A 26,723-nucleotide genomic window follows, 5' to 3' on the forward strand; every position below is an offset into this window, starting at 1 on the left:
ATTTATGTTGTCATGCTCTTCTATTTAGGTTAGCTAATAATTGGTTATATTTTGGATGAATTGGTTTATTTTATTGGTTAACAGCCTTTGCCCTTAAGGCGGTAGCGCCCCTTATCCTGTATAGCCTTGCCTTTTACAATTTTTGATAAAACTTTCATTACAGTTTCCAGCGATTTATTGGTCAGGTCGGCTGTTATTGAACATCTCACGAGGTTGATATCTACATCAACTTTTACATTGAAGCGATGCTCAATGGTACTTATTACCTCTGGCAGCGGCATGCGTTTAAATACCAGGTCGCCGCTTTTCCATCTTACCAGTACATCAACATCAACCATTTCGGTTTTAACGGCCTGGTTATTATCCTTATTAAAAATCACTTCCTGCGCGGGGGTCAAGAAAACAGTTTGCGATTTTTTGGCATTGTTAGCCGCCGCTATTACACCCACCTTACCGCTCAACACATCCACTTTTACAAAATGATCTTCGGGATAGGCTTTTATATTAAAGCTTGTGCCCAATACCTGGGTGCGCACAGCGCCGGTATGAATAATGAATGATTGACGATCATCGTGCGCTACATCTAAAAAAGCTTCACCTGTTAAAGTAATCTCGCGGCGGTCGCCCCGGAATTTATCGGGATAGGTAAGTTTACTGCCGCCGTTAAGCCATATTTTAGTGCCATCGGCAAGTGTTATATTTACAATTTTGCCATTGGCCGCCGTAATTTGTTTGGTGGCAATCGGCGAAACATAGTTAAGGATATCATTACGGTACAAATATGCCGACAAGCACAAGCCGGCAAGCAGCGATGCAGCAACCAACCATTGTTTGGTTAAGGTTTTTATTTTACCACCGCCATCAATTTGAGCTGCAATACGGTTGTATACCTTATCGCCGTTAAATTCAACACCATGATGATTTGCTTCGGGCAAGGTACCCAAATCCAATTCGTCAAAATACTGATTTACGATTTCTTCCTGCAAAGATTGATCTTTAGCAGAGACTTGTTTTTTCCTGAAATTAAACTTTCTCATGGTTTATATATGCAGGATGCATTGAACATGCCCTACCCCCCAAAAGAATTTTATTTTTTTTAAGCATTGTTTAAAACCTGAATTTTAATCCCATGTCAGCATGGTTTTACAACCATAAGTTCTGCCAACTCATTAGGTTTAGCTGAGCCCCCCAAATTAATTTGAAAATAATTGTACCTATACTTCAACTAAACACATAGATTTATCTTTTGATTAACCTGCTCATTCAAAACCAATTTACACACCTATGCTTAAAGTTTCCTTCAACCTTATTTTCGTCATTATTTTTTTAGGTATGCTTAGCTACTTAGCCGGCACCATGTTTAATCCAGAACCCGGTGGACCTAAGCCAGCGTTACAACATCAAAAAAAACGTAACACTAACCCGCACCCGGATACATTGAAATGGCCTGCCGATTTAATGGTGAGCACATTTGCGGGGCCGGAACTAACACCAAGCCCGGCTTGTATTGCTGCAGCGCCAACAGGCGAGGTATTTGTAGGCGTGGATATGATAGGCTCGTTAGGTAAAACGCCCGGCAAAGGAAAAATTTTAAGGCTGGTGGATAGCGACAATGATGGCAAGCTGGATAAACATACCGAATTTGCCGAGGTGGATGATCCGCGGGGGATACTGGTAATGGGCGACCAGGTTTTTGTAATGCATACCGTTTTCTCAAAAGAAACCGGCAAAGCTACCGGCATGAACCTGGAAGTTTTTGAAGATAAAAACAGGGACGGTATTGCCGATGGACCAGCAAAGCCACTTATTGAACATATCAGCAACGCGCACATGCTGGCCGAGCGGGGAACTGACCATGCGACAAACGGCATACGAATGGGCATTGATGGCTGGATTTATATCGCCGTCGGCGATTTCGGCTTTCATGACGCTACCGACCGAAGCGGCAAAAAGCTAACCATGCTGGGCGGCGGCATTGTGCGGGTACGGCCAAACGGCACCGAGATGGAAATTTATACGCACGGCACCCGCAACATTTATGATGTGGCCATTGACCCTTACATGAATATTTTCACAAGGGATAATACCAATGATGGTGGCGGCTGGAACATCCGTTTTTCGCACCACATCCAATCGGCCGAGTACGGATACCCTGTATTGTTCCAGCATTTTACCGACGAGATTTTACCCGCCCTTGTAGATTTGGGCGGAGGATCGGGCACGGGATCGTTGTTTATGGACGAACCTACCTGGCCAGAAAAATACAACGATGTACCCATGACTGCCGATTGGGGTCGAAGCGAATTGTATATTAACAGGGTGACCGCTGATGGCGCCAGTTTTCAACAAAAAGAAGAAGAATTTATAGCATTACCGCAAATTACCGACCTTGACGTAGATGGCTCCGGCCGGCTTTACCTTTCGGCCTGGGATGGCGCCGGCTACTCCGGCGACCCTGCCAAAGGCTACGTAGTGCGGGCGGTACCCCGTAACTGGAGCTATAAAGCATTCCCCGACCTTAAGGCTGCTTCGGCAACCGAATTGGCTAACTACCTGAAATCGGCAAGCGCGGTTACCAGGCTAAATGCATCACAAGAATTAATCACCCGTTCGGCCGATGAAGTCGGCAGGCTATCGCTGGCCGTTGCAACTGACGCTACCTTGCCATTATATGCCCGTGTAGCCGGTGTATTTACCTATGCCCAGGCAACACGCGAAAAAGGCGTACCTGCATTGATACAACTAACGCAGGACGGCAATTTAAGAGAATTTGCTTTAAGGGCCCTGGCCGACAGGAAACAAGGCATACAAAATATCCCATTGAATCCATTTTTGGCCGGACTGAAAGATCCTTCCGACCGTGTGAAGGCAGCAGCTATTGTGGGCCTGGGCCGTATTGGCAACCAGGCGGCGGCACAGCCCTTATTGGCAACACCTGTACCCGCCAGTTTTGTAGCACCGGGCAAAAATGCGGAAGGCCCGCATGCCAAACCAAATTCGGCAATTATTCCGGCACATTTGGCGGTAAGGGCCCTTGTTGGTTTAAACGCGGTTAATGATTGCGTTAAAGCTATCGGCACGGCACATTCAACCCTGGCATTATGGGCTTTAAGGTATATGTATGATACCAAAGCAGTTGATGGATTAATAGCTTCGTACTCAACCGTTAAAGACGAAAAAACAAAAAAGCAAATACTGGTAACCCTGTCGCGCCTGTACAAAAAAGAAGCTGACTATGATGCTTCGTGGTGGTGGGGCACAAGGCCCGATTCGCACGGACCAATTTACAAGGGTGTTACCTGGGATGGCTCGGCCCGGATTGCCGGTTTTTTAAAAACCGAATGGACAAAATCAACCCCGAAAGGGAAACAGCTTTTTGCCGATTTAAACGCCCGCCATCAAATGGGGATTGCAGCCTTTGGCGGCGAAGAAAAAACCGAAACCACCAAAGAAGTGAAGATAGACCTGGCAAAAATTGCCAACAAGAAAGGCCAGATAGGAAAATCATCTATTGAAGATATCATGCTGATGCTTGCAAAAATAAAGGGCGACCCTTTTAAGGGAAAGGTTCTTTTTGCCCGCCAGGGCTGTATAGCCTGCCACAGTTTAACCAGGGCCGAAAAACAGAAAGGCCCGTTTATGGGGCAGATAGGCTCGATCATGACGCGGCAACAAATTGCAGAATCTGTGCTTAAACCGAATGCATCCATTTCACAGGGCTTTGCCACAGTAATGATATCCGCGAAAGGCAACAAGAGCTACATGGGCTTTATTACCGAAGAATCGGCCCGCAAAATAGTGATGAGGAATATTACCGGCGACGTTTTCACCATTAACACCGCCGACATACTGAGCCGCAAAGAGCTGAAAACATCCATGATGCCAACCGGTCTTGCCAACGCACTATCATACGATGAGTTTGCGTCACTGGTAACTTTTCTGTCGCAGCAAAAAAATTAAACGGGGTTAAGGGGTTGGTGGTGGTGCTCTTTCAATGTTCATTTTGCCCCTCAGGATCTCTCCAATGCTATTAAGTTAAGGAGTTCACAGGTTGCTCCATCGGAGCAAAACATTTGTAGCACTTGTAAATCAACATTTTTGCGTGCCGTAGGTACGCTTCATAAGTTCCGTACCTACGGCACGGAGCATTATTTTTCTATTTTTTCTACAAATGTTATACCCCTACGGGGTTGAATAGCTTAACTTAATAGCATTGGAGAGACCCCGCGGGGACAGAAATCAACGCCCCAATATCCCCTGCGCCCGATACAAATTATCAGTAGCCTGCAATATCTTATCCTTCAACTTAGGGTTATAACCAGGATGCCGCTGCAGAAAATCGCGCACAATTTGACAAGCTTCTTTTGTTTGATAACTCCCCAACACCGCGCCCAGCCACGATTGCGGGAAAAACACATCGCCGGTACGCTGAAGCTCTTCAACCAGTTCCAGGCTTTTGGGCAGGTATTTGATAGATGTGCTTTGCCTTAAGGGATGGTTTAAATAGCTTAACCCTGTGGTAACCCAGGCTTCTTTTGCCCTGTTTTTACGGTCGGCCAGGCTGTTAAAAAACGCGTCGCGTTCCTGCACGTTCAGCGAGAGGGCGGGCGCCAGGAAAGCCAGCCTGTTTTTGCGTTCCGGGTTGCTGATCCGGGCTTGCTGTTGCTTTAATACCGAAGTAACGGTATCGCTTTTCAGGGCTATCGATAGCGCCATGCCGGTATAATCATCTTCGGCCAGTTTAACACCGGCCGGCGGCTTTTGGGTTAGCCATACCTGGTAAATGCGGCTTTTGGCTTCGGCACTTAAGCTGGTGTTTTGGTAAGCGCCAAACAGTATTTTCTTGTTATTCGGCGCGGTTTGCTGTTCCATGGCCTGGCATAGGGTGTGCTCCAGTTCGGTGCTTAAAATCAACCGGTCTTTGGGTAAAGTGAACGTCCAGAATATGCTGGTAATATAGCCGGTAAGCAGGCGCAGGTTCATTTCATTTTTCTCGATACTGATGCCGTGCAGGTAAAGCTTTAACAGTTCAGCCGGTTTAAAAGCACGCCCGGCCAGCATATTCTCGTACCCGTTAATATAAGCCGAAGCCCGTTGCAGCGGGCTTTCTAAATTAAACAGACTGGCTGTCATCGCCTTATCCGCCGGGAACAATCCATAGCCCATCCCGTCCGCATTAAATAAAATGAACAGCGGCTTCGCCAAATCCGCAGCCGCCTTTAGTACAATCTGCCGCGCGTTCATATTCACCGGGATGGTTTTGCTGTAAGCCGGATACACCAACGTAATATTAAATACCTGCGGCCATATGCGTGGCGCGCCAACTTCGGGATGCTGGCTGATGTTAAGAGCGCCGATTTTACCATCACTGTAACTCACCTTGTAATCAAACACCGGCCTGCCGGGCTGGCTTACCCAAACCTTGTTCCAGGTGTACAGGTTGGCGGAGCTGTATTTGCTCAGGATGGCAATCAGCTGTGGCCAGGTAGCATTGCCGTAAGCATATTTTTTGAGGTATTCGCGGATGCCTTTCTGAAAGTTGGCCTTCCCCATCAGGCTTTCCAGCTGGCGCATCATAATGGGGGCTTTGTGGTAAATAATATTGCCGTAAAGCGAACCCGCATCCTGTAAATTATCCAGCTGCTGCCTAATTGGATTGGCGCCCATGGTGCGGTCAACGCCGTAAGCGGCCGGGTAATGGTCCTGCAAAAATTTCAGGTTAAAGGTTTCGGCACCCATTAGTTTTTCGGTCACCTTATCGGCCATAAAGTTGGCAAACACCTCCTTCATCCACACATCGTTAAACCACTCCATGGTCACCATATCGCCAAACCACATGTGCGCTGTCTCGTGCGAAATTACGTTAGACCGGGCGATGAACTGATCTTTGGTAGCCCCCTCATCCAAAAACAAACCCGAGGCCTTGTACTGCACCTCGCCCGGGTGCTCCATACCGCCGAACTGGAAATCGGGTACGGCCACAAAGCCCACTTTTTGAAAAGGGTAAGGTATGCCCGTCCAGCTTTCTAAAAAGCTAATGGCATCCCGGTGGGTTTTAAAAATAGAATCGACACTCAACCTGATCTGGGTAGAATCTGTTTCCCTGTGCAAAAATTCGGCGCTGCGCCCCCCTATCACCTGCCTTACATCAGCATACGCCCCCGCGGTGAAAGAGAACAGGTAGGTGGGCAATTTATCGCTGGTATTAAAAACATAATGCTTAAAGTCGCCCTCATCAGTTACATCCTTTATGCTCCCGTTGGCCAATGCTTTCCATTCCTTTGGTACCCGCAGGCCTAATTTAAAAGTAGCTTTCAAATCCGGCTGATCAAAACAGGGGAAAACGGTACGGGCGCGGTCGGGCACAAATAGGGCGTACAGGTAATCATCGTTCCGGTTTAACGATCCATTACCGGCCACAAAATCAATCGTAATATCATTACGCCCGGCCTTTAAATATTTAGTAGCTATAATGATATGTTCGTCCTTCGCCTCAAAAGGGATTACCAGCCCCCGGGCCAACCGCACATTTTTAATGTGCTGCGCATCCTGCTTAAAATCAATTTGCAGCGGCTGACCGGTGTTTTTTAAATCAAATGCGATATGCTCCACACCGGCGATATCATCAGCCCGTTTCAACGGCACCAAAAACGACAAATCATACTCCACACTACTGATCACCGAATGCCTGTACTGCGCCAACCCGTACGATACCCCCGTTTCAACAGCAACAGGTTTAACACGCTGCTGGGCATATACCACAACATTTAAGCTCAATAAAAACAGTATCAGTTTAGATAATTTCATATGGTTGGTTGTTTTGAGTTTTGGGTTCTGAGTTTTGAGTCGAAAGCCCCCGCTGTTCGATTCTCCAGACTTCGAACCATTATGCCTGTTTCTTCGACTACAGGATTATTATCGCCTTTGCCCAATAGTTTTATAGTGTTCATTTAGCAATTGCTGATCTATAACCTTATCATTCTACAGTTGCAAAATATAGGCATAATGGTTCGAAGTCCGAGAATCGGACAGCGAAGAATTTTTACCCTTCGCCTTTAACCTTTCACCTGCTGTTTTGACTCTTGATTCACTGTTGTCCGGTAAAAATAATAAATGAAATAAAAATGCGGTTTGGGATTAATAGAGGGGTATTTTAAGTATAATTTGAAATCAAAGCCCCCCAATCAGGTTTTAAAAAGTGATAGCTGGTAGTTTTTTACTTCTTTGTTATATTCGACAATGGCTTTTTCTGGATTTACGAGAAATTCAAACAGGTTGATATAGGTTCCCAGATGTTGCCTTATAAGACCGGCAACATTTGCAAATGACCATTTGTTGTTCTTTAGCTTATCAACTTTGTCTTTTACTGTTTTAACCAGCAGATCTGCTATTAAAGTGCACCATAGTTGTATTTTAATAGCATTTTGATTGTCTCCCAGGAAATTAGTAAGCTGAAAGTTTTGCTTAATGCGCTTAAATAGAATTTCAATTTGCCATCTTCGTTTGTATATACCTGCTATTGTTAAGGCACTGAGTTCCGTATTATTAGTAAGGAACTCGAATTCCTTGCCTGTTTCTTCATCATAATAAGTAACCAACCGGGCTTCCTGCAACGGCACTTTATGAGCTTTTTCGGGGTTACCTAACAATATGATTTTATCGCTGCGCACACCATGGGCAGCCATCTTTTCACTCACTTGTTTCTCTTCTGCACATTCCCATCTTGCTCTTTTATTTAAGCGGGTTACCCAACTAATGCCTTTTTTCGTCCATTCAGCCATGGGCATATAGCTGTTATAGCCTTTATCCATAACCAGGATCGAGCCTTTGGGCAATTCCAGTTTGGGCATTACCGTTTTGTCGTTGGTCGAGGCACTGGTAATGTTAATAAAACAAGGAACGTTATCCTTAGCCCTGATCAAAACATGGGCTTTAACGCCTCCTTTCTTTTTTCCATTGGCATTGGCATTTCCGCAAGCCTTAAAAATCTCGGAAAATAACGTTATTGTTGTTGAATCGACTATAAATAGCTTGTTAGACAGTTTAGTCTTAGACAGGCTGTCCGGTAAAACACCAAAATGATGTTTGAACAATTCATGGTACAGGTCTTCGAAGAAATCAGCAGAACGGCGTTCATTCGCATCTGCCAGCGTGCTTCTGCGGGGAGTATGCACCATTCCGAGGTGGTTTAACCGATGAGCGTTTACCTGGATGCCGGTTATCAGTTCGCGAAGCGATGTACAATGGTGAAAACAGCAAAAAAGCATAGTTACCAAGTGATCATATGCTTTAAACTTCTTACAATAATGATCAGAATTGTGCTTACGTGTTAACTGCTCAACCTTTGTGCGTGGTATATAAGAAAGTAGCTGATTAAATATCGGCTGTCCGGTAAAAAATGTACTTTTGGGCATCGTTCAAACTTTGGGTGTGGTAATTCAAAGTTAAACTTTACAGGGGCATCATGCCCCTGTTTCTTTTTCTTTAATATGTTTACCGGACAACAGTGACTCTTGATTCTTGATTCTTGACTCTAAACCGGGCGTTCCCGCTGGTAGAAGCGGGTCGGGCTAACCGCTCATACGCGCACAAGGCATTAGGCGCGAGGCCGGTATCCGCTAATATCCCTAACGCGAACGCGGGGAGATTGTGGGGTTAGGGCTATACAATGAGATTGTGATTTGCACACGGGGCACACGCGGCACGCGTGCGCCAACTTCAGGGTTTATACGATGATTGGGGTATTTTTGACTTTCCGATATCTCAAGCCAATCCACGTAATATCTGCAATCTATTACCCGGAGCATTTGGAGAGAGAAAGTCTGCGATAGTGTTTGGGTTTCTTTTCGGACGACTAAGAAACTCCACTGGCCATTCCGTTACTCTTTGTTCTTTAACATGGGTATAATTGCCCGGGTCAGGCTCGTCTATATATTCCTCTTGCAAAATAAGAGCCAATGGTTCCTCTGATCCTGCATTTTCTGTTGAAAATCCAATGGCATCTTCATAGGTTTCAAAAGCATAATAATAATCTTCCCCTTCATAAACATCAGGAGCCCCATCATGGGGATGGCACCAGACCCGATATTCCAATACTTCATCCCAAACGTAACCTCCACCGGATTTTACAAATGCCGGATATGAACCGACTAAGTCTTTATTTTTAATTTCAGGATACTTTGTCATTTGTCTTGTGATTGGGTTACAACTACATTACTAAAGTAAAAAGAAATTAAAATAAAAAGTATAATCATCTTCTGCCCTTGTTGGAGTTGTCTACAACAAGCCAAAGTTAATCGATTAAGAAAGCATTTAGTGAGGCGCTAAAGCCGTGTGCATGCCGAAATTTGTTGGTGACAACACCCTACAAAGTGCAGGAACTTATGATTTGCGATTCTTAATCAGGTTACTTTTATTTATTTGTCTTGAAGGTTTATTAGCAAAATATAGCGAAGTGTAATAGGCTTTCCCTAAATTTATATCCTGTACTAAACTTTAAAAAAATATTGGGCGAGATATATTTCAAAAGGTGTTGGGATCTATGGGTAACTTCTATGAGGGGGATTAAATCGATATGAAGTTTATTCTCATTTCAGAAGCAACTATTGATGTCGAGCAATATCTTAAAATGTATATAGGTGAGTACATAGAGCACGAAACCGATGTGATTATCAAGTATTCTGTTGCCGATGCTAAAACGGTCATTGAAACGGAATTGATAGAGAATCAAAAACATATTGATTTTATCATAGCCGATTTTACCAGCGATACTTTTTCTCAAAGCTATACTGAACTGGCGCAGTGGTTAAGAGATTCATCCTTTACCTACTCGGACAGAAATTTCAGACTTTCCTCATTGCCACTATTTCTGATGAACAACATGCTTGGATATGAGCGCCAGCACTATGAACACGTGGATGAACTGATTGAAAATGTATTTGATGGATTGGTTTATAAACCGGAAAATAATAAAAGAATAGGAATCACTAATAATCCCTTAGCGAAAGGAATGGACAGATGGTTAGACAGATTAAAATCGGACATTGATGACTTGGATTTAGATAGCGGTTCGGATTTTACAAAAATGAATATGTGCATATTTAATGCGAGAGCCTATAAGTTAAAAGTGTTGTCGGAAGTGTTCTTTGAAAACAAAAAGCCACTGGACTATTTATGGGTTAGCAACGGTCTGCAAATTGTTGAATCTACTGCCGATACTTTAATTAAGTTGTTGAAAACGTATAATCTGAACCCATCTTTACGAAATGAGAAACAAATTCACGTATTCCTTCAGACTTATCACCACCTTTTAAAGTCTGAGCATTTTCATAAATCAATTTACGAACAGCACTATTACCACAACAATTCCAGGAAATATGAAGAAGTTGATTTTTTCAATATCGCACATCAATATTCTATGAATTTGAATGAGCTTTTCGAGGTCAAGCTGCCAAACCAGCGTTTTTTCTCCAAACAAACTCTCACCATGCTTAAACCTGCTCAAAAGTATTTTCATCAAATAGGCACAAAGTATTTTGATTATTTTTCTGACCCCGCTAATTTGGAAGAAATACAATCAAAATCGCTTCAACATGACGCATCAATAAAAAATTTAGATTTTCAATATTCTTTATTAATGGGAACTGATGAAGACAAATTGCAAAACCTTTCTGGTTTAAACGCATTCATGGCAATGCCAAAGGCGAACGTAAGGTTGTTAACTTATGATGATCTAATTAAACGACACCACTACCTGCATATTCGAGTTACAAGATTTGGGATTTAAAGGGTTTGGCCGCTGTGCCCTTGTTGGAGTTGTCGTCAACAAGCCAAAGTTATTGATTAAAAAAGCATTTAATGAGAGCTAAAGCCATGTGCATGCCGAATTTGTTGGTGACAACACCAACAAAGGGCAAGCAGAATTACTAAATACAGTTCTCATTTAGTTTTGCCGCCAGATAAATATTCTTAAAATACCATCCCAATATTCCGCATCTTGTAAGGCAGTATTTTGTTTACGTTTAGAAGTGTTGCCGGAAAGAAAATTTATTATAAAAACAGGAGCTGTTAAGCTATTAACTGTAACTTTCAAATTTATTGAGGTCACCGATTTCTCAACTTTAACTTTGCTAGTTAATGCTGAAATTTCTGCAACTTTCTCACTAAAAATATATTTCGCCAGTAAATACCTGCCCCAAGTATTAATAGGAGAATGTTTTTGATAGGATTGTTCATCAATTATAATCTGGGACGATATAATATTCCCTTCTGTAAAGTAAGCGCAACTATGCCCGTTGTTCTGGAAACCGATTATATTATTCTCCCTATCTATTGATATAGCATTAGTGAGGTTCGCCGATATATAACTTTCGTGTGGATAGAAAAAACCCTCAACATAAAATCTTTGGATGATTTTTTCTGATAGTTTCTTTCTTCTTTCGTTGCCATAAATTTTATAGCCCAAAAACAGGAGACATATTAAGGCTAGAACCCACATTAAAATCCACAATAAAAGCAATTCATATTTCTATTCATCACACTTTTTGTATCTTCACTTATACACATAGATTGATTATTTTCAAATACTAATACCGCCTTATGCTTTTGTCGCAGAGTAAATTGATTAACTATTGTTTCGACCGCCATAGTAGCTAGGAATGAATTAAGTGTTTTAACTGCGGGTTCTTTTACTTCTTGACCGCTAACATAACCTCGATTGACTAGAATTTCTTTTATTTGAGAGTCTGGATGTAAATCAAAGGCCACTTTTGTTTGGTTTATTCTTCCTAAACAGTTTAAGCATAGTTTATCACCAATTCTAACAGTTATTACTTCTCCGCTCATATCTTGTATTTCGCCGTTCTCAATAGTAATATTTACACCCACTGAAATAAGGGGAACAAAATATTTCAGACAAAGCTCCTGGGTTTTAAATCGGCTAGAATGATTATCAGTCGCTAGAAATACCCAATCGCTCTGAGCTATAACACTTTCGATTTCATCGTCATGAACATCATTCAAATAATCATTTATGGTTGCTTTTGGATTTATATTATTTAAGTGTCTTTTAATTGCGTTAACTTTTTTGGTTTTACTTTCTGCATCTGAATAATAAGCGCCAACTATCCTATTTAGATTAGACATTTCTACATAGTCATTGTCAACAATATTTAGATAGGAAAACCCAAGATGAATTAAATTCTCCGCTATTATACTACCCAACCCCCCAATACCTATTATTGTAATCGATTGGTTTTTGGTTATTAATCGCATAGTATCTAACCCCAAGGCCAAGGTCGACCGATTTAAAAAACTGTCCTTTTCCAGTAAAGAGTAATGGTCATAATCATCCTCTTTCGTGTTTCTAAAATCAGAACTAATGATATTCTCGGGGGGTGTTTGGGTTTTTATTAAAGCGATTTTAAAGATGGGGCTTCCATTTTTAACCTCCCAAATCCTTGCCGAATATTCAGTTTGTGAAAACACAATGCTTGCATAATTAACGTTTTCAAAATGTTCAGATAGAAAAAATGTAAAGTTTCGCTCATCTCTATCATCCACACCGGAAAATCCAACGTTTCCTATAGAAAATGGATGTGTATGCACATCAATTATTGTATCAATATCAAAACGATTTTGAAGTTCAACCAAAATCTCGCCAATAAATTCTTTGTTTAAGCTTAAGTGAGTTAAACTTTGACCTAAATAATCTTCATTATTTAAAAAGCGCACATCAATTATATTCACGAAAGAGTGTCCGTCAATTGATTCTTTTTTACCAAGCAAGATTGCAAACTGCTCGTTTGAAAGATCCGACAAAATCTCTCTTCGCAAATAACCTAAGTCGCCTTGTTTAAATTTAATAATACAACCTAAGTCCTTACTTGAGTTTGATGAATCTTTCGGGACTCTACCAAATTTTAACAAGGATTTTTTAGTCATTTGATGTTAGTGCCTCTTTAATCAAATCAAAATAAGTCCACAAATTATCGCCAAATCGCCAATCATTGGGTTTTCTATACATAGCAGGTTGCCATGTTCCGGAATTTACATAAACACAATACCATTTCCACCCATGGTCTAACATTACCTTATCCGCATCATGATATGCTTGATTGTAAAAATGCCCATTAGGGGCATCGGCAATTTTTGCTTTTAGATAAAAGCCAATAGGCGCAATTTTGGGATATTCGGTAGGGAAAACTATAGCCAACGGTGTCCTTTGGTTATAGACGCCTGGAGTATTGTGCCAAGCGGAAGGAAGCAAGTAGTTATTGATAACCAATGTATTCGCACCATCATAATCAATTTGCACATCATTTGCAAAACGATTTTTCGCGATGTCTTCGCACTGTTCAATTATAATACGTTTCGATAAAGGAGACCGGTCGCCCCAAAAAAGTGCGGTGTTTTTTTTTTCGGTGGGCGGGGTAAATTGCCTTGCTGTAGTGGGTTGATTGTATGTATTTCTTTGTATAGGTGCAGGCTTATCAAAGAGCATATTAATTATTTCATCAAACCAACCGCCTTTTGTTCTGTCTGGCATATCGCCCCATTTTACTGGCTGCCCGTTTTTTCCAACGAGATCCGATGCTCTATATACCTTTTGTGGATTTACCCTTTCGGCGTTAGGACCCTTAATTATGGTAGTTCCCCTGCCAGGCTTTTTTTGCGGGTTCACAGAATTAATAAGTTCTTGTCCTGAAAGACCCGCATCTGGGACAAACATTTGACGACCATTTATCTCTACGTATGGCATAAATTATGGTTTTAATTTGGTGAATAATCTATTGTTTTGTAAATTAAATAGGTTCCAAAATCATTGGTAAATTCTTTTATAACTTCCACTGATTCCCTTATAATTTCATTGTCTTTAACAATGGTATATCTTTTATTCTGCTCAAAAATATATGATTCAACCCCCTCATCTTCCATGATTTCAGTAGCAATTTCTATCTCATCTTCGGGGATTGGGAATAGTTCGTCATTAAAAATACTATCATTTTCACTTCCTTCAACAGCTTCAAGATATTCACTTTGATAATATATATCTAAATCAACAAAACTGGTCGCTTCCAACCTGAGCTGTTTACTCATTGAGGAGTTAAATGCTGCTATTTCTACTCTTATGCCCATTCTTCGCAATTCTTTAACTACTGGTATCATATCGCTATCTCCAGTGGCGACGACTATAATATCCGGTCGTATAACATGAGCCATTTTGGTTATGTCAATAGCCATTTCAACATCAAAATCACATTTATAAGTATCCCCAGCATAAGTTCCTATCTTAGTCGTTAAAAAATAGCCTGCTTTTTGAAGTCTTTCTATATCTCCATCAAATTTGTGTTCATTTCGAGGATCTTTAGGGACATAGCAATAAGAGTCCAATAAGTCACGGTCTTCTCCCATGTAGTTTTTCAAGTGCTTGAAATCTAACTCAATGTTTTTATCGGTTGCTGTCCTGTTAATGTTTGCAAAATCAAGAAAGAATAAGGTTTTTCGGAGAGACATTTTCTTTAAATTTAGGTGCAAAAATTTTGAGCAGTTTAAGAACCAACAAGTTACAGACTAAACCTATTAATAGCAATTGTTTTTAAAAAATAAAACACGTGTTCCTTATTCCCGGATTTTGATTTTTAATTAAATATCTTAATTTTAAATCGGCGTCTTATTAAAATTATTATTCTAAGTTGATAATCTTAAATAATAAGCACTACTTTATTGCAAGCCAAATTACCAATGCTACTTGGGATATCTTAAAAGAGTTAATGTATCAATAGCATTTATAAATAATGGTCAAACTGAAAACGTAATTAAACCGCATAATTACAATAAACAGTCCTATCTATCGATGATTTACGTTTTCGTCTTAATTATATAACTAAGTAATCCCCCCTCTTTGGCGCAAGTCTTGTGTTGTGGACATTGAGCGATGGCGGACTTGTGACTTTCTTAGTCTGAAAGTTTTGCCTCTATGAAGTGTCTCGTCCTAAAAAAGTTCCGCATATCACAAGTCAGCCACCCACATCCCCGCTGTTCGAAGTCTCCGACTTCGAACCACTATGCCTGTAGTCTCCGACTACAGGATTATTACCGCCGATAGTTTTAATGTATTCATTTAGCAATTGCTGATCCATAACCCTTATCATTCGATAGTCGGAGACTATCGGCATAATCGTCCGAAGTCAGAGACTTCGGACAGCGGAGGTTATACCAATTGCCTGTTCGAATGTCGGGCAGCGGAGTTTTTGAATACTAACCGGCTTTTTCGAATACGGTCTTCCAGGAACGCCCGCTGTCGAATATGGTTGATTTTGCATTGGCCTGAACAGAAATAGACTTGCCATCATTGCTCAACTTCCAAACCTCTGTTACGTTAACAAATACTTGTTTTTGATCAATCACCAGGTGTACAATGGAGTTAACAGTCATCGTTTGTCCATCAGCCGACAACTTTACGGTAAACTTCTTTCCTCTTCCCCGGCCATGATTAATTTCGCTTGCTTTACCGTCGAAGGCCAGTTTCTCCTGGCTTGTAACAGGCGCTGCGCCAGCAGACGGGTTTGACACGTCTATGGTCATAAAATCTGCCTGCGCTGTTATTTTCATTGTTTTAGATAGCATACGATCACCCTCATCATAGGTGCAAACAATATTTCCGCCCATACTTATCGACTCTTTGGATTTCCATTCGCCAGAAAAATCAGCGCGATGAGCGCCATTTTTTTGTTGAGCCTGTACGGGGAAATAAGTTACTCCAACCAGCATGATAGCCACGCTGTACAAAACATTTCTTTTATTTTTCATATCCTGTTAAAATTGATTCAGCAAACCTACTTTGATACTTTTCGGTGCCACGAATTTGGATTGTAAATAAAAATGTAAACTTTGTAAATAATGGTAAATAGTAGGTTAGTTACCCATTGACGGGTAGCCTTTAGCCCAAAATCTTAAGTTCTAAGCCCCAAAAAAACTGTTGACTTACGACTTCGGACTGTTGACTTAACACCCCGCTGTTCGATTCTCTGGACTTCGAACCATTACGCCTGTTTCTCCGACTACAGGATTATTAGAGGCTGTTTAAAATTGGTTTACCAATGTTTTTATGCTTCCAATGAAGGGACGATGATCCATATCGCGTGACGACGAAGACTCACCCGGCCCCGATGCATCGAGGGCCACCCTCTCTTCGGCTTCGCCGGAAAGAGGAGCTTGGAAATATATATTTTTAAATAACTGATTATGAAATAATTACATACAAAACCCTCTTTCCACCGCAGGTGAAGAGAGGGTGGTCGGGCGTAGCCTCGACCGGGTGAGTCGTAGCCCGCGTTCAAGCGAACGTGTTGTAAATTCTAAATCCGAAGTCGGAGAATCGGACAGCGGAGGAACTCAGGAAATATAAAAATCTGGTGTTAAATAAAATATAGTGTCAATAAAGAAAAGGACGCCATTGAAAGAGAGCACATTTTTCATCATGCAGATCTTCAAAAATTAAACCCAGCTTATTGTTGATATAATCGTTATTGCGATTATTGCGAAAATTATTGAATTCTAAAAAGTTTTTAACGGCAGTAAGGTCTGTTGGCTCTGAAGCAACTATAAACTCTTGCATAACTACTGCATTAAGCTCATCGTTAATTATTTTGAAACCGAGGAATGTATATGCAGTAGCTGGGAAAAAGTAATTGTGAATAATTAGACTAGTGAAATAATCAAGCCAGCTTTCATAAAAGATACCTGCATTGGTTTTAATAACGTGGGTTCCATTAAGCCTGTATACTTTTTGTTCGGCGCCTTCGCTGATAAAATCACTTTGCAGGATTAGCGGAGTATAGAAAAGATTCTCCCTTTCGGCGAAAGTTAAGAGTTTTGCTGTTTCTTTACTTTTGACGTACTGCTGTTTTTTAGCTGTGAAGCCTGCTGCCGCATCTGATCTAAGGAAACATTGGGCTTTTTTGAGTTTATTTGCCTGGCCAGCAGGTTCATCTCCGAGAATGATATTTTGTAGTTCATCTTTGATGTTTTTCATTAATGATCAATTGATCAAAAATAAGTTTTTTTGACCAATTTTTAAAATAGGCAATCCATGTTGCTTCAATTGCCGATCCATCACCTTATCATTCGATAGTCACAGACTATCGGCATAATCATCCAAAGAATCGGGCAACAGGTACCAAAGGGACTTGTATTGGTCAGCAACAGGCACAAATATGTGGATGCGCCCAAATTGCGCTATCAGTTTAGTGTTAACCATAATAAAATATAAAATATTGATTATCAAGTACTTGTAAATATTTTATCTAAAATGTGTTAAGTTATGTTAACCCAACAAGATGCGTTTGACCTGATCATTCGATAGTCGGAGACTATCGACATAATCATCCGAACCCAGAGAATCGGACAGCGAACTGACTCACTCACCACTCACCACTCACTACTTCACCACCCCAACATCTGCCCTATCGCCCCAATGCTCATCCAGGTCATGGTGCCAACTACCAGCACGCCCAAAATAGTAAGCCATAAAGGCTGTTTGTAGGTCGCGATGATTTTTGACCGGTAAGCCGCAACCAGCATTACGCCCAGGGCAACGGGCAATATAAAGCCGTTGATGGCCCCCACTACCAATAGTATTTTCACCGGCTTACCTATAGCCAGAAATATACAGCAGGAGATGATAATGAAGCTGATAATAATCTCGCGGTTCCATTTCAATATCAGCGGACTAAAACTCCTGATAAACGAAACCGATGTATAAGCCGAGCCCACTACCGAAGAGATCCCGGCAGCCCAGATAATAACCCCGAAAAGTTTATAACCCACCTGCCCCGCAGCCAATTGAAATATAGAGGCCGCCGGATTAGCCGGATCGAGCCTGCCACCGGCAGTTATAACCCCCAAAGCAGCTATAAACAACAACAACCGCATCAACGATGCCAAGCCAATTGCACTTAAAGCCCCACGATTAACCACCGGCAAATTCTGTTGCCCGGTGATCTTTGCATCCAGCAGGCGGTGTGCTCCGGCAAAGGTAATGTAGCCGCCAACAGTACCGCCAACAATGGTTAGCACCGCCGTAAAGCTAAACTGCGTGGGGTTTACCGCCCTGATGGCCGCCTGGGCCAGCGGCGGGTTGCTGATGTAAGCAACATACAAGGCCAGCGCTATTTTGAGGCATCCCATGCATTTGGCAAACAAATCCATCGCCTTACCCGATTCTTTATAAATAAATATGCCGATTGCGACGATAGCACTCATTATGGCCCCCTGCCCTACGCTTACGCCAAACAGCACATTCAATCCTAAGCCAGCCCCTGCAATATTCCCAATATTAAACGCCATACCACCCAAAAACACCAGCAACGAAATAAAATAACCCAGGCCAGGAAAAACCTGGTTGGCAATATCCTGCGCGGGTTTACCGGCCACGGTAATAATACGCCAGATGTTTAGCTGGGCTATAGCATCCAGCACCACCGACAGCAGTATCACAAAACCAAAACTTGCACCCAACTGCGCGGTAAACACAGCCGTTTGTGTTAAAAACCCCGGCCCTATAGCCGACGATGCCATCAGGAAGGCGGCACCCATTAAAACACTCCAGTTGCGCTGCTTTTTCATTTATTGTGCCGGTGCTTTAATCCTTATGCCTTCGGCTTTCAGTTTCTCGTTTATTTTTTTGGCAAATTCAACAGCATGGGCACCATCGCCATGCAGGCATAACGTTTCGGCTTTAAGGCTGATGGTTTTATTATTGGCCGATATCACTTGCTGTTGCTTTACCATCATCAGCACCTGGCTGATAGATTGTTGCTCATCGGTTATCAGCGCGTTGCTCTGGATACGCGGGGTAAGCGAGCCATCGTCCTGGTAGGTACGGTCGGCAAATACTTCGGATGCGGTTGTCAAACCCAGTTTTTTGGCCCAGGTAATCATTTCGCTGTTGGCCAGCCCGTATAATATCAGCGAAGAATCAAAATCGTGCACAGCCTCGGCAATAGCCTTAGCTAAATTAACATCCTTAGCGGCCATATTGTATAATGCCCCGTGCGCCTTTACATGGTGAAGTTTCCCGTAGGCTGCTTTCACAAAGCCCGATAAGGCGCCTATCTGGTACAGGGTCATCTGGTAGGCCTCGTTTGCCGATATCTTCATCTCGCGCCTGCCAAAGCCCTGCAAATCGGGTAAGCCGGGGTGCGCGCCAATAGCTACGCTTTTTTTTACTGCCATGCCAACGGTATGCTGCATTACCTCCGGGTCGCCGGCGTGAAAGCCGCAGGCTATGTTGGCCGATGTGATGTAGTCCATCAGGATATCATCATTGGGCATGGGGTAGTTGCCAAATGCTTCGCCCATATCGCAGTTCAGATCAATGCTTTGCATGGTGGTATCTTATAAAAATTTGCTTTGCACTGCTATGGTTAGCTGGTGCAATTGTTGTTCACGTTCAATATACAGCATTTCTGCTTCAAGCCGGGTGATATCTTTAAAATAAATGGTGTCGCCGGGTTTCAGCTGGGCGCATAAGGGCATATCCACCGCTGCTACCTGTGCTATGCGCGGATAACCACCTGTTGTTTGGCAATCGGCCATTAAAAGTACCATGCTACCGCTGCCGGTAACTTGTATGGTGCCCGGCGTTACGGCAGTACTAAGTAATTCGTCCTTTTTGATACGCGCTAAAACCGCTCCTTCCAAATGGTACCCCATGCGGTTGCTTTGCCTGCCGATGACGTATCGTGCCGACAAAAATCCGGCGATACTCCGGCCCTCAAACCACCCAAATTCGTTTCCCGGTACCACCCTTATCGTTTTACGATCGGCCGGCAAAAGCAGCCGCCGGGGGATGCTCCATGGAAGGTAAAAAACCTGATCTTTCTTTACACTTTTTTGTATTTTTTTGAAATTTTCTACTATTATTTGAGCATTACTTGTTGATTCCTGCCTGTTTTTAAGCACATCGCCTCGTTTTAACACCCGTCCTTCCCATCCGCCAAAACCGGCGGTCAGGCAGGTGCTTTTGCTTCTCAAAATTTCCGGCACGTCCCATCCCCCCGAAACGGCCAGGTAGGTGCGGCTGCCCGATGGGTTGTTTGTTAGCTTTATAATTGTTCCCGGTGGGATAAAAAGAGGGCGCTCTGGCGGTAATATTTGTTCGCCCGATTGAAATATCGCACCATCTCCAACATAAGCAATCAGCAGGTCGGTTTCCGCAACAAATTCCGCATCAGCATAAGTAAATTCAATTACGGCTGCATTGTCGCCATTACCAACGACCATGTTTGCAATACGGGCCGACAACGTATCCATAGCTCCGGATACCGGCACCGCCTGCGAAAGATATTGGTGACGGCCCATATCCTGTATGGTGCTCATGATGCCGGGCTTTAGTATTTTGATTTGCATATTACCCGGCAGATAAGTCGTTAAATTCCTGTATATCAATAGATTTAAAAATCACTATATCGCCTGCTTTTAATAGAGATGGCTGCCCGCGGTCCAGATCAAACATTTTAAGCGGCGTTTGCCCAATGATTTGCCAGCCTCCCGGGGTATCCAATGGGTATACGCCCGTTTGCTGCCCGGCTATGCCTACTGCCCCGGCCGGCACCAACTTTCGGGGCGTTGCTTTACGTGGCGTTGCCAATCGTTCATCCATCCCGCCCAGGTAGGCAAATCCGGGTACAAAACCTATCATGTAAACTTTATACGTGGCCGCAGTGTGCAACTTAATCACATCATTGATATTCAAACTGTTAAAATCGGCTACCTCGGCCAAATCAGGGCCAAAAGCGCCGCCGTAACATACTTCAATAGTCACTATATCCCCCGGCGCTGACTTGGTCGTTGTCATTTGAAGGTTTAAGTCATTCAGATAGGCCGATACCTTTTCAAAGCAGCCGGCTCCCGGTAAATCAGATTTGATCACCAAAACGGGGTCGTAAAAAACAGTTAGGGTAGCGTAAGCCGGCACCGTTGTGTTAAACCCCGGAAATGGCTTTTGATACAGCAATCGGCCTAAGCCATTAACCGTGTTTAATAAGTTTTCGGCAATTTGTTGCCCAAACTCAATGGTAACGGCTACTTCGCTTAAGTAATAAATTTTAAGGGCTCCGTCGGGCATGTATTTAATTATAAAACAACTGGGCTTTATTGGGATAAATCTCGGTAATACCGTTTACAGTTGCAATTATACGCCGCGATTCCCTGAATTTTATGAACGAAGGTACCTGGCGATCTTAATTTCGGCTTGGCCGCAACGGCCCAAAAAACAAATTGAACGCGAAAAGCGAATTTCACATTACAGATTTGCAATTACGGTATAAATTTTGCAATTTGCTGATCTTACTTGGGGCGGACATCCTGTCGGCCTCTTTGTGATAAGGTTTAGGTTTAAAGTCCCGGCGGCGAGCGCTTAGGGACTTTTATTTTTTTCCTAAAAACCAGTTCAAATGGAGTTATTGTGGATCTTAATTCATAAAAACCGACCCTGTTGGCACAACATCCGCATGCGAAAACGAACGAAGGAAACCCGATTTATATTCGGCCAGGTTTTGTTTATGATTTTGCGCTTTTATACTCTGGTACAACCCTAATAACGACCATCCATTGCCAGGATTGTGCACCAGGTCGGCCCGGTAAACTTCTTCGGCCCTGATATTATCGTCGTTTTTTAAAAGATATGCACCCAAAAACTGACGGGCAGGAATAGGCCATTGGGCGGGTTCGGAGTAAATCATGTGATCTTCAACTGCTACGGCCTTGTTAAAGCTGGCTATACCGCTTTCATATTTATTTTGTGTCAATAAAATCGCGCCTTCCAATATATTTTCGGCTATGGTAGCGCCTTCAAACGGTGTATTAAAAGGGATATCTCTTATTTTTAATACCGGGGCATTAATTTTATCACGTATTAACCCCAGCTGGCTATTTGCCGAATCCGGCCTACCGGTATAAATAAAGGCCAGTCCTTTTGCAAAATCATGGAGTACTTGCGCGTAAGTCCAATCGGCGGCCGGCGGGTTATTATCCTTCAATATTTCCTCCCATTTACCAAGGCGTACCATCGTGAGCACGGGCATCATATATAAATACTGAGCATAACTATCTGTAGCTGTTGGCTTAACGCTATTGCGGCAACGCAGGGCAACTTCCCGCGCCTTTTCATACATCCCTCCGCTAAAGGCGCAGTAGGTTTCTACGGCGTACACATGAGGGATTGATTTGGCAAGGGATAGATTCTTCACTATCGAGGCATACAAAATGGAACTTTTGCCCGACTTTTCGTTGGCATCCACACCCTGAAAATAAAGCCCGTTCCGTTGATAAACATGGCTTGCCATATGTACCATATGCCCTACCGCCGGGAAAAGCCGCTTTAAGGCTTCGGCATTAGCTATACCCACTTCAGGATTATGGGATGCTTCTGTAAGATGAATATAATAATGCAATGCGGCCGGATTATTGGGTTTTACTTTCAATACGCCTTTGCATAAATCCACCAGTTCGGGCGTCCATTCTTTCGCCAATCCATCAGGCGTCCAAAAATCCCAGGGGTGTATCAGCATCATGGCATCTATGTACAGCATTTTTATATCCGCGTCTGTGGGGTATGTCAATATCAGTTTCCGCATGCCTTGCGCATAGGCGTTTTCGTCATGCGTTGTTTGATTTTTCACCAACGGATATCTCAAATTCATGACGTTGATAAGCGCTTTTTCCTTCTCCGACGCGCTACCGGCAGTTGCATTTAACTGTTTTAAAACACCAGGTAGCCCCTGTGGCACTTTATAAAGGTGAACCGCATTATAGTAAGGCCCCATAGTTAAAGCCTGCCCCCAATAAGCCATCGGCGAAGACGGATCAAACCGGGTGGCTTCTTTAAATGATGCCAACGCCTCTTTCATGTGATAGCTATAATACATAGTTAGGCCCTGGTTAAAGTAAAACTGGGCGCTATCATTATGGGTTGAAATCGGATAGCTATAGTCGCCCCATCCAGGCAGCTTTATCATATATTTTCCGCTGGCTGCAGTATCGATGATGTCTGCAGCAAATGATCCACAGGTAACCGGGTAGCTCTTTTTTAGATTTTCTTTGCCAGATGAATTATGCAGTTTGAACGCAAGCAAGCAGGTCCCGGTGAAAATAACGGGGAACACAAAAAAAAGCGATACCTTTTTCATTGTAGTTTTTTTAACAGACGTGAATTATAAACAGGCAACCGGTAAAGTTTGTAATTGGAGACCGATAAAAGCCGGGCTGCTATCGGTACTAACAAATTTAATTAATAGTTTTTAAATACCCGCCGGATGAATAATCCTTATTGCATCATATACATCATTAACAGGGCAACAACCGATGGCAGGTAATCTGTTAACCCGGTGCGCAGATAGCGCAAGGCAATAGTTATCTGGTTTTCGACGGTTTTGATAGAGATATTTAGCCGTGAGGCTATCTCTTTATTGGAGAGGTACTCTTTGCGGCTTAGCGTAAAAATCTGGCGGCATTTTTCGGGTAGCAGGGCCACATTGTTTTCCAGCAGCTGGCTGATGTCGCTCTGTAACAATTTGCTGTCTGCTGTATATTTTTCTATCAGTTCTTCTACAACTTCCAAATCAAGCGTGGCCTTTTTGGTGCGAATATAGTAGACAACCCGGTGACGGATAGCCACCTTCAGGTACGCTTCAAGCGAGGTGATGTTAAGCTGGTGGCGTTTTGTCCATAGGGCAATAAACAACTCCTGCACCAGGTCTTCGCAAACATCGCGGTCGCGAAAAAGGTTGTAAGCAGCGTGGAATAGCTTGGCCGAATATCTTTTGTACAGTAATTCAAATGCCTCACGGTCATCCAGCCTTAGTAAATCTAACAATTTAGCATCGGGCCACATTTGATATTCCTCGCCTGGAAGCATAAATGGACTGTAAAACGGTTTCTGAATTGGATAGGCATAATTACAAGATTATTTTTAAATAAAAAATTCTTTTTTGTTTCGGGCAAATTCGGCGTAGCCAAATTACGCTGCCCGATCACAAAAAAACCCGGCAACTTAACAAAGTTACCGGGCTAAAAATAAACGTACAAATGAATCTTTAAACCATTTTGCCCATCAATGGATCGCTAAAGCTATGTTTACCGGTTTCTACACGGCCGGCATATCTTTTTTCGAAAGCGTGCGACCCGGTTACTTTTATGCTGAAATCATACCAGCCATGGCTTTTGGAAAGGTCAAGAACTAACGTGTTTTGGCCTTTTTTATTTACTACAACTTTATGATTATTGGTTTTATAACCATGATCAGTCACCTGCACACTGTAGGCCTCATCATGGCTTAAGTTGGCCATTTTCAGCGCGATGTTAGCTTGCTGATAATCGCAGGCCACATCCAGTAGCGGATCGGCCGCGTTACCCTTGTATTGGCGATAAAAACCATTTGGTCCGTACACACGCAGGTGGTATTCGCCATTTTCAAATTCATGTAAAGGCCAAACATCTGCAAGGCTATCACCAGCGGTTAGCGCGTATGCCCAGGTACGCAAAGGCTCCATTTTTTGCGGATCTTTAAAACTGGCGTATTTGCCAGGGGCATATACATTGAACGGCGAGCCCAAAGCTTTATCACCAAACAATTGTTTGCTCGCATTAAATTTTATCCCGAATGATTTTTTATCGGCACTTAATTTCCCATCAGCATACAACTGGTAAGGCAGGGCCGATGATGGTTTTATTCCCTTCTCCTGTTGCGGCATGTAAGGTGACGCATGCGGAGTTTTGTTAATCAGCGCTATCTCTTCAGCAGTTAGCAACTTATAATCATTTGGCAGTTTTTTAAATTGCGCTTTATGGATGCCTTCTAAAAACATCTCTCTGGCTACAAATTCGGGGTTAGGAATAGTTTCGCCATTGTACGGACGGAAGGTGGTTGAAAGATCGCCACAAACCGTACGGCGCCAGTTGCTTATATTAGGTTCAACAACCTTTTTGCCGGTTTTATGACTCAGGAATTTTTCTAAAAACTGCAGGGTTGATGTATGGTCAAAAACCTCCGAATTTACCCAACCTCCCCTGCTCCAGGGTGATGCGATAACCAATGGCACACGGAAGCCAAGGCCAATAGGACTTTCGCGATCAAAAACTTCGGGGAAGTTGTTTCGTGCTTTTTCCTGCTCGTAGGTTACAAACTCAACGCTGGTATCAATCCCTTCCGATACCTTGCCTGTTCCTGCTTTATGCGGATGCGGGGCCGTAAAAGGTGGCACATGGTCAAAATAACCATCATTTTCATCGTAAGCCAAAATAAAAATGGTCTTTTTCCAAACCTCGGGGTTTTGGGTTAATATATCCATCACTTCGGATACATACCAGGCACCGTACCATGCCGAGCTGGGATGATCAGAAAAATGCTCGGGTGCTGATAGCCAGGAAACTGTTGGCAACTGGCCGCTTTTTACATCTTCCCTAAACTGGTGCAGCACATCGCCTTTAGGTACCAATAATTCACGCTCGGTGCCATTGTCATTATATTTTAACGGACTTAAAGTGCGGTAATGCGGATCGTTGGTATTGGTTACAAAACCTTTCTGGTGAAGATTTTTTTCGCGTTGCGATAGCGTGGCAAACTTACCCGGATCAAGGCTGGCCATGTCTTTTTTAACACTCTCCAGGTCGCGGCGTTTTTGCTTACGCTGTTTTTTAAGGTGATCGATATGCGCATCGCCCACTGGTAGGGCAGCAATTTGCTTTTCAATCACATCTATCTCCCCTGGTAAATCTGTCGATTGCTTCTGCAGATGGGCTATGTGCTTATCATACAGTTTAATATTATACTGGCCAAAAAATTCCAGTGCATTATCCTGGAAGTTGGATAACCAGGGGTCTTCCTCGCCAACCAAACCAGTATCTATGGCAATCTCGTTTTGGTAATGTTTCCAGGAGATGCCATGGTCTTCCAAACGCTCGGGGAACGTACCCCAGTTGAGCGTGCCGTAATCCATATCATCATTCCAGACGTGGGCTAAGGAATTTTCATGCTGCTCGGCGCGGATGGTGCCCGTAAAAAAGAAAAGCCTGTTGGGATTGGTACCGGTTAAGGCCGAACAAAAATTCTGGTCGCAAACGGTAAAGGCATCAGCAAGAGCATAGTAAAAAGGAATATCCTCGCGATTGTGGAAACCCATGGTTAAAGGCATATCCGAATATTCTTTGATGCTGTTGCGTTTAACATTCAGCCATTGGTCAAACTTACCATCGTTGCGGGCATTTACCTGGTTGGCCCAGGAGTGCGGCAGCGATTCCATCCAGGTGGCTTTGGTGTTTTTAATATCCAGGTGAAAAGGCGCATAAGTTTCGCCTTTATGGTTTGACTGCAACCAAACTTTATTGTTATTGGGCAAATCGATAGCCCTCGGATCGTTATAGCCACGCACACCTTTCAGCATCCCGTAGGTATGATCGAACGAACGGTTTTCCTGCATCAGGATTACCACATGTTCTGCATCAAGGTAAGTGCTGCCAGGTGCAGGGTTAATGGCCATGGCCTTTTGAATAGATTCGGGCAAAAGGCTTGTTAATCCGGCCGCCCCGGTTAGCAAAGCCGCTTTTTTAAGAAAATCCCGTCTTGAATCGAGCATATTATTGGGTTGTATGTTTTACGTTATACGTTGTACGTGAAATATTTAATATAGTATGATCCATCAACCAGCCCCATCAACTATGAT

At 43.0% G+C, this 26,723-nt stretch carries 20 protein-coding genes; 2 read left to right on the forward strand and 18 right to left on the reverse strand.

Annotated features, from left to right (window positions below):
* Window positions 1–77: 77 nt before the first annotated feature.
* The gene (locus tag AC1RM2_RS03655) at window positions 78–1,037 is read right to left on the reverse strand and encodes a FecR family protein (protein ID WP_492983479.1); all 960 of its coding nucleotides are present in this window, start codon (window positions 1,035–1,037) and stop codon (window positions 78–80) included.
* A 247-nt stretch (window positions 1,038–1,284) separates the two neighbouring features.
* On the opposite strand from AC1RM2_RS03655, the gene AC1RM2_RS03660 reads away from it, so the two are divergent.
* Entirely contained in the window at window positions 1,285–3,960 is a 2,676-nt protein-coding gene (locus tag AC1RM2_RS03660) for a DUF7133 domain-containing protein (RefSeq protein WP_492983481.1), read from the forward strand.
* Between the two features lie 279 nt (window positions 3,961–4,239).
* On the opposite strand, the gene AC1RM2_RS03665 is transcribed toward AC1RM2_RS03660, so the two are convergent.
* The 3 genes from AC1RM2_RS03665 to AC1RM2_RS03675 form a co-directional block, all read right to left on the reverse strand.
* Window positions 4,240–6,807 carry a M1 family aminopeptidase gene (locus AC1RM2_RS03665; RefSeq protein ID WP_492983483.1) on the reverse strand — a complete coding sequence of 856 codons (2,568 nt, stop codon included), beginning with the start codon at window positions 6,805–6,807 and terminating at the stop codon, window positions 4,240–4,242.
* A 377-nt stretch (window positions 6,808–7,184) separates the two neighbouring features.
* Window positions 7,185–8,414, reverse strand: coding sequence for an IS4 family transposase (locus tag AC1RM2_RS03670; protein WP_492983485.1), 1,230 nt, complete (start codon window positions 8,412–8,414; stop codon window positions 7,185–7,187).
* Window positions 8,415–8,763: 349 nt separating this feature from the next.
* A complete protein-coding gene (locus AC1RM2_RS03675; protein ID WP_492983487.1) occupies window positions 8,764–9,186 on the reverse strand; it encodes a hypothetical protein in 423 nt (140 codons plus the stop codon).
* A gap of 388 nt (window positions 9,187–9,574) precedes the next feature.
* Between AC1RM2_RS03675 and AC1RM2_RS03680 the strand changes: the two genes are divergently transcribed.
* A complete protein-coding gene (locus AC1RM2_RS03680) occupies window positions 9,575–10,786 on the forward strand; it encodes a hypothetical protein (protein WP_492983489.1) in 1,212 nt (403 codons plus the stop codon).
* Between the two features lie 156 nt (window positions 10,787–10,942).
* Here AC1RM2_RS03680 and AC1RM2_RS03685 read toward each other — a convergent pair whose 3' ends face one another.
* The 14 genes from AC1RM2_RS03685 to AC1RM2_RS03750 all read right to left on the reverse strand — a co-directional run bounded on the left by AC1RM2_RS03685 (window position 10,943) and on the right by AC1RM2_RS03750 (window position 26,636).
* A complete protein-coding gene (locus AC1RM2_RS03685; RefSeq protein ID WP_492983491.1) occupies window positions 10,943–11,464 on the reverse strand; it encodes a hypothetical protein in 522 nt (173 codons plus the stop codon).
* 32 nt (window positions 11,465–11,496) lie between these two features.
* Window positions 11,497–12,942 (reverse strand): ThiF family adenylyltransferase, encoded by a 1,446-nt coding sequence (locus tag AC1RM2_RS03690; protein WP_492983493.1) that lies wholly within the window; start codon window positions 12,940–12,942, stop codon window positions 11,497–11,499.
* Entirely contained in the window at window positions 12,935–13,759 is an 825-nt protein-coding gene (locus tag AC1RM2_RS03695; protein ID WP_492983495.1) for a hypothetical protein, read from the reverse strand. Before AC1RM2_RS03695 ends, AC1RM2_RS03690 begins: the two co-directional genes overlap by 8 nt.
* Before the next feature lie 11 nt (window positions 13,760–13,770).
* On the reverse strand, window positions 13,771–14,514 hold the full coding sequence (locus tag AC1RM2_RS03700) for a LabA-like NYN domain-containing protein (RefSeq protein ID WP_492983497.1): 744 nt from the start codon (window positions 14,512–14,514) through the stop codon (window positions 13,771–13,773).
* 744 nt (window positions 14,515–15,258) lie between these two features.
* Window positions 15,259–15,810, reverse strand: coding sequence for a hypothetical protein (locus AC1RM2_RS03705; RefSeq protein WP_492983499.1), 552 nt, complete (start codon window positions 15,808–15,810; stop codon window positions 15,259–15,261).
* Window positions 15,811–16,435: 625 nt separating this feature from the next.
* Window positions 16,436–17,035: a putative polyvalent protein kinase domain-containing protein gene (locus AC1RM2_RS03710; protein WP_492983501.1), complete on the reverse strand. Its 600-nt coding sequence runs from the start codon at window positions 17,033–17,035 to the stop codon at window positions 16,436–16,438.
* 99 nt (window positions 17,036–17,134) lie between these two features.
* The gene (locus tag AC1RM2_RS03715; RefSeq protein ID WP_492983503.1) at window positions 17,135–17,260 is read right to left on the reverse strand and encodes a hypothetical protein; all 126 of its coding nucleotides are present in this window, start codon (window positions 17,258–17,260) and stop codon (window positions 17,135–17,137) included.
* A 185-nt stretch (window positions 17,261–17,445) separates the two neighbouring features.
* Window positions 17,446–18,627 carry an NRAMP family divalent metal transporter gene (locus AC1RM2_RS03720; protein ID WP_492983505.1) on the reverse strand — a complete coding sequence of 394 codons (1,182 nt, stop codon included), beginning with the start codon at window positions 18,625–18,627 and terminating at the stop codon, window positions 17,446–17,448.
* Window positions 18,628–19,389 (reverse strand): LamB/YcsF family protein, encoded by a 762-nt coding sequence (locus tag AC1RM2_RS03725; RefSeq protein ID WP_492983507.1) that lies wholly within the window; start codon window positions 19,387–19,389, stop codon window positions 18,628–18,630.
* Window positions 19,390–19,398: 9 nt separating this feature from the next.
* Window positions 19,399–20,412: a 5-oxoprolinase subunit C family protein gene (locus tag AC1RM2_RS03730; protein WP_492983508.1), complete on the reverse strand. Its 1,014-nt coding sequence runs from the start codon at window positions 20,410–20,412 to the stop codon at window positions 19,399–19,401.
* Between the two features lies 1 nt (window position 20,413).
* Window positions 20,414–21,130 (reverse strand): 5-oxoprolinase subunit PxpB, encoded by a 717-nt coding sequence (gene pxpB / locus AC1RM2_RS03735; protein WP_492983510.1) that lies wholly within the window; start codon window positions 21,128–21,130, stop codon window positions 20,414–20,416.
* 346 nt (window positions 21,131–21,476) lie between these two features.
* The gene (locus tag AC1RM2_RS03740; protein WP_492983512.1) at window positions 21,477–23,192 is read right to left on the reverse strand and encodes a hypothetical protein; all 1,716 of its coding nucleotides are present in this window, start codon (window positions 23,190–23,192) and stop codon (window positions 21,477–21,479) included.
* Window positions 23,193–23,329: 137 nt separating this feature from the next.
* A complete protein-coding gene (locus tag AC1RM2_RS03745) occupies window positions 23,330–23,920 on the reverse strand; it encodes an RNA polymerase sigma-70 factor (RefSeq protein ID WP_492983514.1) in 591 nt (196 codons plus the stop codon).
* A 178-nt stretch (window positions 23,921–24,098) separates the two neighbouring features.
* Entirely contained in the window at window positions 24,099–26,636 is a 2,538-nt protein-coding gene (locus AC1RM2_RS03750) for a phosphocholine-specific phospholipase C (RefSeq protein ID WP_492983517.1), read from the reverse strand.
* Between the last annotated feature and the right edge of the window lie 87 nt (window positions 26,637–26,723).

The organism is Mucilaginibacter sp. GW822-FHT03E02, from assembly GCF_058801545.1.